The 11,932-nt window shown below is 71.8% G+C and carries 11 protein-coding genes; 8 read left to right on the top strand and 3 right to left on the bottom strand.

Annotation, left to right across the window (positions count from 1 at the left end; genetic code table 11):
• The first annotated feature begins 66 nt into the window (after nt 1-66).
• Nucleotides 67-315, top strand: a complete 249-nt coding sequence (locus SANBI_RS01765) for a helix-turn-helix transcriptional regulator (protein WP_319158381.1) — start codon at nt 67-69, stop codon at nt 313-315.
• Nucleotides 316-496: 181 nt separating this feature from the next.
• On the opposite strand, the gene SANBI_RS01760 is transcribed toward SANBI_RS01765, so the two are convergent.
• Genes SANBI_RS01760 through SANBI_RS01750 form a run of 3 tightly spaced genes read right to left on the bottom strand, consistent with a single transcriptional unit; the run spans nt 497 to nt 6,275 of the window.
• Nucleotides 497-4,027 carry an ATP-binding protein gene (locus tag SANBI_RS01760; RefSeq protein ID WP_319158379.1) on the bottom strand — a complete coding sequence of 1,177 codons (3,531 nt, stop codon included), beginning with the start codon at nt 4,025-4,027 and terminating at the stop codon, nt 497-499.
• Nucleotides 4,027-4,644, bottom strand: coding sequence for a DUF4194 domain-containing protein (locus SANBI_RS01755; protein WP_056135541.1), 618 nt, complete (start codon nt 4,642-4,644; stop codon nt 4,027-4,029). Before SANBI_RS01755 ends, SANBI_RS01760 begins: the two co-directional genes overlap by 1 nt.
• Nucleotides 4,641-6,275: a DUF3375 domain-containing protein gene (locus SANBI_RS01750; RefSeq protein WP_319158376.1), complete on the bottom strand. Its 1,635-nt coding sequence runs from the start codon at nt 6,273-6,275 to the stop codon at nt 4,641-4,643. Before SANBI_RS01750 ends, SANBI_RS01755 begins: the two co-directional genes overlap by 4 nt.
• 199 nt (nt 6,276-6,474) lie before the next feature.
• On the opposite strand from SANBI_RS01750, the gene moeB reads away from it, so the two are divergent.
• The 7 genes from moeB (at nt 6,475) to SANBI_RS01715 (ending at nt 11,907) form a co-directional block, all read left to right on the top strand.
• Entirely contained in the window at nt 6,475-7,635 is a 1,161-nt protein-coding gene (gene moeB / locus SANBI_RS01745) for a molybdopterin-synthase adenylyltransferase MoeB (RefSeq protein ID WP_319158374.1), read from the top strand.
• 61 nt (nt 7,636-7,696) lie between these two features.
• Nucleotides 7,697-8,548, top strand: a complete 852-nt coding sequence (gene modA / locus SANBI_RS01740) for a molybdate ABC transporter substrate-binding protein (RefSeq protein WP_319158372.1) — start codon at nt 7,697-7,699, stop codon at nt 8,546-8,548.
• Nucleotides 8,549-8,595: 47 nt separating this feature from the next.
• A complete protein-coding gene (gene modB, locus SANBI_RS01735) occupies nt 8,596-9,366 on the top strand; it encodes a molybdate ABC transporter permease subunit (RefSeq protein WP_319158369.1) in 771 nt (256 codons plus the stop codon).
• A gap of 43 nt (nt 9,367-9,409) precedes the next feature.
• Nucleotides 9,410-10,507: an ATP-binding cassette domain-containing protein gene (locus tag SANBI_RS01730; RefSeq protein ID WP_319158368.1), complete on the top strand. Its 1,098-nt coding sequence runs from the start codon at nt 9,410-9,412 to the stop codon at nt 10,505-10,507.
• Nucleotides 10,504-11,370: a molybdenum cofactor guanylyltransferase gene (gene mobA / locus SANBI_RS01725; protein ID WP_319158365.1), complete on the top strand. Its 867-nt coding sequence runs from the start codon at nt 10,504-10,506 to the stop codon at nt 11,368-11,370. Before SANBI_RS01730 ends, mobA begins: the two co-directional genes overlap by 4 nt.
• On the top strand, nt 11,367-11,651 hold the full coding sequence (locus SANBI_RS01720; RefSeq protein ID WP_319158362.1) for a DUF6457 domain-containing protein: 285 nt from the start codon (nt 11,367-11,369) through the stop codon (nt 11,649-11,651). The genes mobA and SANBI_RS01720 overlap by 4 nt, the downstream gene beginning before the upstream one ends.
• 1 nt (nt 11,652) lies before the next feature.
• Complete coding sequence (locus tag SANBI_RS01715) at nt 11,653-11,907, top strand: ubiquitin family protein (RefSeq protein ID WP_319158360.1); 255 nt, start codon at nt 11,653-11,655, stop codon at nt 11,905-11,907.
• Nucleotides 11,908-11,932: the final 25 nt, after the last annotated feature.

The raw sequence follows: 11,932 nt of genomic DNA, 5'->3' as shown, positions 1-11,932 counted from the left end.
TATGACGACACCTCATGCATGTCGTCATACGTAGACATGCATGAGGTGTCGTCGTATGCTGACACCATGTCCGGCCAGTCGATCGCGCTCGCTCGCTCGCTCCCCAAGCTGGGGGAGGCCGTCCGACGTCTGCGCTCCGACCGCGGCTTGACCCAGGCGCAGCTCGCCGAAGCCGCCGGCGTCTCTCGACAGTGGGTCGTCGCGGTCGAGAGCGGCTCGAAGCACGGCCTCAAGGTAGGGCTTGTCATGCACCTGCTCGACACGCTCGACGCCTCGCTCATGGTCCGCGACGACAGGCCCGACGAAGACCTCTGACAGTCCGCTTCGTCGCTACGCTCCGCGGCGGGCTCGCCGAACCCGACCGTCGATGTCGCATGCTCGGACTCGAGGTCGCCTAGACACGCCGGTTACAGTCACGCTTGCAGCCGGTCTGGCGTGTTCGTACGACCTCGACGTCAGGCGTCCGACCTGGTTGGGGACGGGAGGGACCGTCGAGTCAGACCTCCGCGCCGAGCGCTCCTAGCAGGTGCTCGCTCCGCTTGCTGCGGTACTGGTTGATGGTCAACGTCTGGAGCCTGGACCCGCGGCCTGTCGGGTTGTCGACGTATCCCACAGCGGAGATGAACGGCTCGATGACGTGGATCTTCTGCAGCGGCGTGACGATCAGCAGCTGCAGCCCGAGGTTGCGGAACAGCTGGAGCGCGAAGCGCGTCGACTCGTCGGACCCGCGCCCGAAGGCCTCGTCGATGACCACGAACCTGAAGGCCTTGGACCGGACAGCGCCCCAGTCGAGGCGGAACTGGTAGGCCAACGACGCCGCGAGGATCGTGTACGCGAGCTTCTCCTTCTGCCCACCCGACTTTCCACCCGAGTCGGAGTAGTGCTCGAGCTCGACGTCGTCGGCCTTGGAGCGCTCCGAGGCAGACAGCACGAACCAGTTGCGGACGTCGGTGACCCGGCGCGTCCACGCCTGGTCGGCCTCGGTCTGGCCCTCGCGCCCACGGAAGCGCTCGATGATCTCCTTGACGCGCAAGAACCGCTGCTCGGAGTACTGGTCGAGGTCCTCACCCAAGATGCCGTCGGTGCAGGCCCGCAGCTGGGTACGGAAGTCGCGCACCTCCGTGTTGGGGGTGTTCGTCATCTCGAGCCGGATGTAGGTGCCGGGGTTGTAGTCGATCGCGCGCAACGAGTCGTTGATGACGTCGACGCGGTCGCTCATGAGGTCAGACTGCTTCTGCAGCTCGGCCGCGAACTGGGCGACGTCTCGGATCGTGTTGGTGTTGAGGTACTCCTTGAAGTTCTCCTCGAAACGCGGCAGGTCGTCGCGCTCCAGGCGCTCGAGCAGCTCGCGGTACTCCCCGGCAGCCCGCACGTCGTTGTCCATCTCGGAGGTCTCGACGGGGAACTGCTGGCTGAAGGCCGTCATCTGCTTCGCGATGCTCGTGGCCAGCTGACCCTGCTCGCGCTGGCGCGCCTCGACGACCCCCGTGAGCTGGGTGCGCAGAGCGGCCTCGGCCGCGTCGATCTCCGACATCGTCGCAGCTGCGTCACCAGAGCCTGGTCCGCCGGCGCTGGCGGCGCCAGCACGGCTGCCACCCTGCTCGGGCAGCGCCTCCCACAGGGCAGCGACGGCGTCGAGCGCCTCCTGGGCGACACCCGAGACCGTGGTTCCGGACGCCGTGCCCGCCGCAGGCGCAGCACCCGTCGGCGCCGACGCGCCCACGCTCGCGGCAGCGACCCCGCCGATCTTCCGCGCGGCCTCGCGCTGCGTCCGGAAGGACTCGACGGCGTGCCGCTCCCCACCGTTGCGGCTGATGAGCCTGTCGCGCTCCTGCGCCAGCTCGGCGCTGCGGTGGGTCTGCTCCTGGAGGGTCGCCGCGAGCTCGGCGAGCTCGACAGAGTTGGCCTCGATGCGGCGCTTCTCGGCAGTCAGCTCGCCGACCTGGTGGACGACCTGCTCCCAGTCGAGCTCGGTGAAGTCGCGGAACATCTCGAGGCGGTTGAGCGCGTGCGCGCGGTCCACCACGGCGTCCTTGGTCGCGATGAGCACCGCACGCTGCTCGGTGAGGTCGGTGACCGTCTCGGAGACCGTCGTCGCCTGGGCGAGGAGCGTGTCGACCTTCGTCTGGTTGCTCCACCCGAGCACGTAGGTCGAGCGGTCGTCGACGCGGTTGCGGTCGTTCTTCACGTGGTGGCTGGCCGAGTGCTTGATCTGCCCCTCGCGCGTCACGGCGCGGTGCGCGCGGCGGAACTCGTCGAGAGAGTCGACGCAGGCGTAGTCGGCGCGGCGCGCGAGCTCCTGCTCGAGCCAGCGCGAGACCGTCGACTCCTGGATCTCGAGCATCTCGGACAGGTGCGGCCAGTCGGCGCCGCCATCAGCCTCGACGCGCGGACGGACCTCGGCCGGCACGCGGTAGTACTCGAGCCGCTGCCCGAGGTGGTTGCTGTTGATCCACCCGGACACGGCGTCGTAGTGAGCTGCGGGTACCAGCAGGGACAGCGCGAAGCTGCGGAGCACACGCTCGGCGGCGCCCTCCCAGTCGCGGTGGTCGTCGCGGACCGCGATGAGCTCACCGGCGAAGGCCAGCTCGTCCTCGGCGATGCCCAGCTCGTCGCTGATCTGCGCGCGGACCTGCAGGCTGCGGGCGGGCAGGCTCGAGCTGCGACCCTGGAGGCTGCGGATCTCCTCGGTGATCTCGCGGGAGACCACCTTCTGCTCGCGCAGCGCGTAGTCGAGCTCGCCGATCGCGGTCTCGACCTGCTGCAGCTCAGACTTCTCGGTCGCGACCTGGGCGAGGACCTGCTCGCGGCGGGCCGCGAACTCAGGCCCGTCCGCGACGCCCTCGAGCCCGGCGGCCTCGAGGTTGCTGCGGTACTCCGCGGCGCGCTTCTCCCGGTCGGCACGCACAGACTCCAGGCGCGCAGCCTCGGCCTCGATCTGGGCGAGACGGTCGCCACCGTGCCCAGCCCGCTCGAGCTCGAGGCGACGGCGCTCGGCCTCGACGGCCTTGATCTCGGTGTCGAGGGCGACGAGGCGCTCGTCGCGCGCCCGGATCGCCGCGTCGTAGGCATCGATCTGCTGCGTGAGGACCGTGTCCTTGCGCTGAGCCGTGAACACCCGCAGCGCGTCACGCTGCGCTGTCGCCGCAGCTGCCTGGTCGACGAGCCCGGCGAACCTGTCGCAGTCGGCCACGAGCGGGGTCAGCTGCATGATCTGCGCGCGGGCCCGGGTGACGGCGTCGTGCGCGCGGGTGAGGTCGTCGAAGTGCGCGACGAGCCTGTCGGTCCACTGCCCGGAGTCGAAGGGCTCGAGCATGTGCTGGCGGACGAACTCGTTGAGGTCGCCGACAGACTTCATCGACACGGTCTGGTGGAACAGGTCCATGGCCTGGTCGGACTCGATGCCGAGCAGCCTGCGGAAGTCCTTGCCGTACTCGGGGAAGGTGTCACGAACCTGCGCACCGGCCTCGCGCAGACGCTTGCGCAACCGCGTGATGTCCCCGTCGAAGTTGGCGAAGTGCTCGGCGATCGTCATGCTCGACGTCGCCGTCACGTAGAAGCGGCTCGGCTGCCCCTGGTCGCCCTCCTTGAGCCAGAACACCTGCGCGAGCACGCCTGTTGACTCGAATCCACGGTTGACGAACTCACCGAGGATCACCGAGTACGTGGAGCCCTCCCGCAGCCCGACGGGGCGCGAGGTCCCAGTCGCCTCGTTGCGCTCGGACTTGTAGTAGCCGGACACGTAGGAGCGCAGCGTGCGCTCCTTGGCCTCCGCGCCGGCCGCCTTGTTGTAGCTGATCCGGTTGGCAGGCAGCAGGAGCGTGGTGATCGCGTCGACGATGGTCGACTTGCCCGAGCCGATGTCACCCGTGAGCAGCGCGTTGCGCCCCTCCAGGTCGAAAGACCACGTGGTCCTGTCGAAGGTGCCCCAGTTGAGCACCTCGAGGCGTTCGAGCCTGAACCCGGCCCGCTGGTCGACGTCAGCCTCCGCGTCGTGCAGCTCGACTGCGCTGAACAGGCCTTCCATCACTCCACCGTCCCGTCGGTCTGCACGTTCTGCCCTGCTGCCGCGTACCCCGAGTACTCCGCGAGGCGCGCGTCGAGGTCGGCCAGCCACTGCGCGTCGACGAAGGCCTTGAGCACACGCCGCACCTCGTACTGCCCCTCACCGAGCGCCCTCAAGAACCCGAGCTCGACGGCCCTGTGGACCATGCCCTCGACCCGCGTCACGAGGCGGACCTCGTTGCTCGAGGACGGCAGGAACACCCGGACCATCTCGACGATCTCGTCCCGCCCGAGGATCAGGCGCGTCTGCCCGCCCTCGGAGTCGAAGAGCGCGAGGCGCTTGCGCAGCAGCGCGAGCAGCAGGCTGACCTCGAAGGGCAGGGCGCGCCGCGCGACGAGGCGCAGGGTGCCCTCGCGCTCTTCGTCGTCGTCGGCCATCGACCGCAGGTAGGCGTAGCCCTCGGTGTCGTCGACCACGACGCTCAGCCCGATGACGGCGACGTAGTCGCGCACCTGCGGCTGGAGGGTGACGAGGTCGGCGAAGAGCTGGGCGTGGGTGTCGCGGTACACGACCCCCTTCATCAGGGCCGTGACGACGTGCGACAGCTCCGACTCGGCGCGGGCCGTGGGCTGGCTCATGAGGTCTCCTCGTGCGGTGCGTGCTGTGCGTCTGATGCTTCTGGGGCGGCCCCTGCAGGTCCGTCGCCCGGGGCTGGTACGTCGGTCTGCACGGAGGCAGGTGCGGATGGCGTTACCGGTGCCGCGCCCCCGGGCTCCCGCCTGCCGGGCGCTGCGCTCGGGTCCGGTCCTGTCCCGACCACCGGGGTCGACCCCGCCCTGCGGACGAAGGTCACGCGCGGCACGGTCGCGACGCGCTCGACGTCGCCGAGCATCCAGCGGACCTCGTCGGTGTGCTCGGCGTCCACGACGATGGTGAAGCGCGGGTCGTCGAGCGACAGGTACGTGACGAGCTCGGCGAGGCCCTGGTCGAGGGGCTGCGCGGCGACCACGTCGGGCAAGGACACCTGCGTCTCGTGCCGCAGCGCGTCGCGGACGCCCGCCACGAGGCGGGCCGGGTCGACGTGCACCTGGTCGAACAGTCGGCTCGTGTCGAAGTCGACCTCACCGGGTGCCACGTGCTCGGAGTCGATCTTCGCGACAGCCTGCGGCCTGAACAGCGGGCGCTCCATCGGCAGCACGATGTCGAGGCTGACCCCGTCGATCTCGGTCACCAGGTCCGGCGAGCGGTCGCGGAGCGCGAGCGCGTGCCCCTCGATGCTGCGCAGCAGGTCCATCACGCGGCGGTTCTCGAGCCACACCTGGTCGTCGAGGAACCTGCGCAGCTGCTCGGACAGCACCCGGACCGTGGCCTGGGTGCGCTCACCGGCGTCGAGCCAGTCGTAGTGGATGCGGCGCAGCCGCTTGTCCCCGCCGCTCATGGCGCTCACGGCGTCGAGGGTCTGCACCTTGGTGATGAGCTCGGTGAACTCTTCCTGCCGCTCGCGGGAGAGCAAGAAGTCGTAGAAGGCGTGGAAGGAGCGGCCCTGGTCGGACTCGGCGATCGCGTCGCGGCTGCCGACGACCTGCTCGAGCAGCTCGCCCTTGGCGCCGTCCCACCCGGTGATGCGCTCGCGCATCTCACGGTCGAGGGTGCGGAAGTTGTCCTCGACCTCGCGGAAGTCGGAGAGCAGCTCGGCGGCCATCGCGGCGAACTGCTGGTAGCGGTCGCGCTGCGACCCCGCGTCGAGCACAGGCACCACGCCGGCGCGGACCTGCTCGATCTCGGCGTCGATCTGCGCGCGCCGCGCCTCGAGCTGACCGAGGCGGACGTCGGGGTCGGTCTCGGTGCCGACGGCCAGCTGACGGAGCAGCTCGAACACGGTGTTGAGGCGGGACTCGGTCCCGACGAAGGACCGCCCGCGCAGGGTCGCGACCCAGCCGACGGCCTTCTCGACCGAGGGCGTCGCGTCGTACTGCGGCTCGTCCGACCCTGGCCTGTAGTACTTGCGCAGCCACCCGGCGTCGGGCGCAGCCCAGGTGTCGAGGTACGCCTTGGGGCTGCGGGGGTAGGGGGCCGGTTCGTGGCCGGCGTTGAGGTCGTAGAGGGCGTCGTCGAGCAGCGAGACCAGCTCGGTCTCCCCGATGGCCCGGACGTTCTGCTCGATGAACACCCGCCCGAGGAAGCTCAGCACGAGGGGCGCAGAGTCGGCGCGGAGCAGCCGCCAGGCGGCGTTGTCGCGGCGCAGGGACTCGACGTCGTCGTGGTTCATCGCTCACTCTCGTGGCTCGGCAAGGGGTGGGGAATCGGGGCTCAGCCTACGTGGTCGAGGGCTCCTGGACGGCAGGCGTCGGGAGCCTGTGGACGACGCAGCGGCACACCCCTAGGTGGGACCGAGGGCTCGGTCTTCGGCCCTGCGGGCGGGCTACGGTGATTCTCAGCGGCACGGCCCCACCGACGAGGAGATGCGCGTGACGACACCGACGGAGACCGATCTCACGACAGAGCAGCGCAGCCGGTACGCGCGGCACCTCTTGCTCCCGGAGGTCGGCCTCGCAGGGCAGCGCAGGCTGCTGCGGTCCAGGGTGCTGGTGATCGGTGCGGGCGGGCTCGGCTCACCCGTCCTCACCTACCTGGCGGCGGCCGGCGTCGGGACCATCGGCATCGTCGACGACGACACGGTCGACCTGACCAACCTGCAGCGTCAGGTCGTCCACAGGACGGCTGACGTCGGACGCCTCAAGACCGAGTCTGCCGCCGAGCGTCTCGCCGCGATCAACCCGGGCGTCCGCACGGTCCTGCACAGCGTCCGGCTGACCGCCGAGACCGTCTGGGACCTGCTCGAGGGCTACGACGTGGTGGTCGACGGCACCGACAACTTCGCGACCCGCTACCTCCTCGGTGACGCGTGCGCCCTGCGCGGGCTGCCGTACGTCTGGGCGGCGCTGTTCAGGTTCGACGCCGCGCTGTCGGTCTTCGACGCGACGACAGGGCCCTGCTACCGCTGCGTGCACCCCGTGCCCCCGGCCCCGGGGTCCGTGCCGTCCTGCGCCGAGGGCGGTGTGCTCGGGGCGATGGCGGGTGTGGTCGGCGCCGCCCAGGCCACCGAGGCCCTCAAGCTGCTGCTGGGGGTAGGCCGCCCCCTGGTGGGTCGGCTGGCCACCTTCGACGCCCTCGACGGCGAGTGGCGCTACGTCACCGTCGCCAAGAACCCGGGCTGCGCCCTGTGCGGGCCTCGCGCGACGATCCTGTCGCGGGCCGACGTGGCCGACGCCTGGGTCGAGGCGTGCTCGGTCGACGCTCCGGCGCCGACCGCGGGTCACGTCCGTCCGGTCGACCTCGCCCTGTACCTGTCGAGCCGGCCGGGCACCGTGCTGCTCGACGTGCGCAGCCAGGACGAGGCCGCGATCGTCTCGATCCCCGGTTCGACGCTCCTCCCCCTGCCCGACCTCCTCGACGACCCTGGCGTGGTGGCCCAGGACCGGCCCGTCGTCGTCGTCTGCAGGTCCGGCGCACGGTCGGCACGTGCGGCCGACGCGCTGCGCGCCGCCGGGCACCCCGACGTGGCAGAGCTGGCGGGCGGCGTGCTGCGCTGGGTCTCGGACGTCGCCCCCGACCAGCCCACCTACTGACAGGCCCTGGCCAGGACCTTCGCCCCAGTCACTGCGCGGAACCGGCGGCGAGACTGGACAAATGGCCTCTTCGAGACACACGGGCGGAGAGGGACGCAGGCCCCGCCGACGGGCAGGGTCCCTCCCTGCCCTCGTCTCGGTGGTCGCCCTCGCGCTCTGCGGCACGTCCCTCGTCGGCTGCACCCCGGGATCTGCCGGCTCGAGCGCCGACCAGGGGTTGCAGGGGGCACAGGGGTCGCAGACCGTCACAGTCCTGGCCGCGGCCTCGCTCACCGACTCCTTCGAGGCGATCGCCGCAGACCTCGAGGCCGCCAGCCCGGGCACCGAGGTCGTGCTGTCCTTCGGGAGCTCGTCCACCCTCGCACTCCAGGTGCGTGCAGGGGCACCCGCGGACGTGCTGGCGACAGCCGACCCGACCACCATGGCCACAGCCCTCGACGGACTGACGCTCGAGGGTTCCGGAGCCGCTCCGTCCCCAGTCGTCTTCGCCCGCAACGACCTCGTGATCGCGGTGGCCCCGGGGAACCCGCTCGGCATCACGGACCTGACCGACCTCGCTGCCGACGGCCTGGTCGTGTCCCGGTGCGCCCCAGCCGTGCCCTGCGGCACCCTCGCCGACGCTGCGCTCGCAGCCGCAGGGATCACCCTCGTCGGGGCGAGCGAGGCCCCCGACGTCAAGGCGGCGTTCGCGCCCCTGGTCGCCGGGCAGGTCGACGCCGCGCTCGTCTACCGCTCCGACGTCGTCGCGTCGACAGGTGCCGACCACGTCGAGCTGGCTCCTGCCGTCGCCCAGACGACCGCCTACCCGATCGTCTCGCTCACCGGGACAGCCGTCGCTGACGCCTTCGTCGAGGGCGTCCTGTCCGAGGCAGGGGCCGCCACCCTCGCAGAGCACGGTCTCCACGCACCGTGACGACCGCGGCCTCACGACCTCCCCGCACGGCCGGCGCCGTCCACCCAGTGCCCGCCTGGCTCTGGCTGCCAGCGGGGACTGCCGTCGTCGTCCTCGTGCTGCCGCTCGTCGTGCTGCTCGCCCGCACGCCGTGGCCCGACGCGATCACGCTGCTGTCCTCGTCCACGGTGCGCGACGCCCTCGCACTGTCCCTCTGGACTGCGACCACGGCGACAGCCGTGTCAGCGCTGCTGGGGGTCCCGCTCGCCTGGTGGTTGGGCACGGGCACCTCCAGGGGGCAAGGCCTGGTCCGGCTGCTGGTGACCATCCCGCTCGTGCTGCCTCCGGTGGTCGGCGGAGCGGCGCTGCTCTTCACCTACGGGCGGGGAGCCCCTGTCGGGTCGCTCGTCTGGAACCTCGCCGGGGTGACGGTCCCCTTCACGACGGCGGCTGTGGTGATCGCGCAGGTCTTCGTCGCCATGCCCTTCCTCGTCGTCTCCCTCGAGGGTGCGTTCAGGGCCCGCGGCATCCTCCTCGAAGAGGCTGCCCTCACCCTCGGCGCCGACCCGTGGACGGTCTTCCGCCGCGTCACCCTGCCGGGGCTGCGGCCCGCGCTCCTCGGCGGGATCGCCCTGTGCTGGGCACGCGCCGTCGGCGAGTTCGGCGCGACGATCACCTTCGCCGGGTCGATCCGGTCGGTCACCCAGACGCTCCCTGTCGCGATCGACGAGCTGCTCGGCCACGACCTCGACGCGGCGATGGTCGCCTCGTCGTTGATGATCGGGCTCGCCGTCGTGGTCCTCGTGCTCCTGCGCGGGAGGTGGCTCGGTGCACGGTGAAGCCTCGCCAGGCGCACCGCTGCGGGCCCGGCTGACAGGATCCGTGCCCCGCAGCCTCAGGCTCGACGTCGACGTCGAGGTCGGCCCCGGGGAACGCCTGGCGCTCGTCGGGCCGAACGGGGCGGGCAAGACGTCGGTCCTGCGGCTCCTGGCGGGTCTGGACAGAGCCGCACCCGGCAGCAGCGTCACGTCGGGCCGGACTGTGCTGGTCGGCGACAGGGTCCACGTGCGGGCCGGCGACAGGCGGCTGCCGATGACCTTCGCCGAACCGCGGCTGTTCCCGACCATGACGGCCCTGGACAACCTGGTCTTCGGGGCGGCACGCAGCGGCCGCTCCCAGGCCGCCACGACGCGGCTCAGGGCTCTCGCCGCGCTCGACGCGCTCGGGCTCGGGCACCTCGTCGGACGCCGGGCCGGGGAGCTCTCGAGCGGACAGTCGGCAGTCCTCGCGGTCCTGCGGACTGTGCTCACCCCAGCTGTCGGCGTGCTCCTCGACGAACCCTTCTCGTCGCTCGACACCGAGGTCGCCGCTGACGCCCGCTCAGCCGTGCACGGCTGGCTCGACCAGCTCCCGGTCCCGCTCGTGCTGGCGACCCACTCGGTGCTCGACGTCATGGCCCTGGCCACGCACGTCGCCGTGCTCGACGACGGCGTGCTCGTCCAGCACGGGACCGTGGACGAGGTCGCCCGCCGCCCGACGAGCCGTTTTGCGGCGTCCTTCGTCGGCCTGGACCTCTTCGCGGGGCACTCCCACGGCACAGAGGTCCTCGTGGACGGGACCTTCCCAGGACCTGCGTCCGCCCGAAGCGACCGGGCCGTGGCTGCCACCCGTCCGTCGGCCGGGCCGTGGACCGTCCGGCTGTCGTCCTCGACACCTGCCGACGGCCCGGTCTGGGTCGCCGTCGCACCCCGGGCGACGACGCTGCACGCCTCACGGCCCGCCGACGGGGCGAAGAACATCTGGGAGACGACTGTCGCGACGGTCGAACAGCTCGGCGCGGCTGTGCGCATCACCTGCGCAGCGCCGCTCCCCCTCCGCGTCGACGTCGCAGCGGCCACGGCGATCCGGCTCGGCGCCCGGCCGGGCACCACGGTGTGGGGGCAGATCGACCCGTCGGCCCTCGAGGTGTACCCAGCATGAGCGGGGTCGAGGCGAGCAGGGAGCTCGAGGGACGGATCGGGCTCGAGGGGCAGAGCGACCTGCAAGGGCAGAGCGGGCTCGAAGGGCAGGGCGAGCTCAAGGGACGGAGCGTGGGCGCGGCGCGGTGCGCGGTGGTGGTCCTGGCAGGCGGCACGTCACGGCGGCTGGATGGGGTCGACAAGGCATCGCTCGTCCTCGACGGCACACCGCTGCTCAGCAGGGTGCTCGACGCCGTCGCAGGCCACGAGGTGGTCGTCGTCGGACCTCGACGTCCCGTGCCCAGCGGGCGGCTCGTCACCTGGACGGTCGAAGACCCACCCCTCGGCGGACCTCTTGCCGGGCTCGCCGCAGGCGTCGAGGCGCTGCACGGCACCACGAGCCTGTGGGTGCTGGCACTCGCCTGCGACCTGCCGCACGCAGCCGACGCCGTCCCCACCCTGCTCGCAGCCGCGGCAGCCCGCCCAGAGGTCGAGGCCCTCGTCGGCCACGACGTCGACGGCCGGGCGCAGCCGCTCCTCGCGGTCTACGCCCTCGACCCGCTCCGACGTGCCCTCGCCGGCGCAGGGGACCTCGTCGGGGCGCCGCTGCGCAGGCTGCTCGCGCTGCTCTCGGTCGAGGCTGTCCCCCTGCCGGCCCGCGCGACGAGGGACGTCGACACGTGGCAGGACGCCGCCCTGCTCGGCGTCACCGTGCCCGACGCACGGCCGAGCACCCGCAGCACAGCCTCAGCCCGCGCGCCCGGAGCGGACCACGAGCGCGGCGGGACGCCGGCCCCCACCCCGCCGACCACTGGTCCAGCTCCTGGCTCACCGCTCAACCCTCTCGACCCGCCCTCCCCTCACGACCGGAAGGACCTCTCATGACCACCCAGCCCTCGACCCTCGACGCGTGGTGCGCCGAGCTCAGCCAGGCTCTCGGCCTCACCCACGACGTCGCGCTCCGCCCGGACGTCCAGCTCCTGCTCGACCTCTCCCGCGACGCCGCACACTCTGTCGCCCGGCCTGCCGCACCGTTGACCACGTACCTCGTCGGGCTCTGCGCAGGCCTCGCCGGAGGGACCCCCGAGGCTGTCCAGGCCGCGTCAGCGATCGCCCGTGACCTCGCCCTTGGCACGAGGCCCGGCACGGACACGGACGGGGCCTGACATGGCCACCGTCACCGTGCGCTACTTCGCCGCGGCCCGCGCCGCCGCCGGGGGCCTCGACCAGGAGACCGTCGAGGCCGACACCCCCGAGTCAGCCTTCGCCGCGCTCGTCGCCACGCACGGCCCCGAGCTCGCCCGGGCCGTCGGCATCAGCTCCTACCTGCTCGACGGGGTCTCGCTCAGCCGCGAGGCGCTCGGAGAGCGTGTCGTCGGGGCGGTGCGGATCGACGTGCTCCCGCCCTTCGCAGGAGGCTGACCGACCCCGGGCTCAGCCGCCGGGC

This window comes from Sanguibacter biliveldensis, from assembly GCF_033798665.1.
GTDB lineage: Bacteria > Actinomycetota > Actinomycetes > Actinomycetales > Cellulomonadaceae > Sanguibacter > Sanguibacter inulinus.
This window is presented reverse-complemented; position numbering and strand designations above follow the sequence as displayed.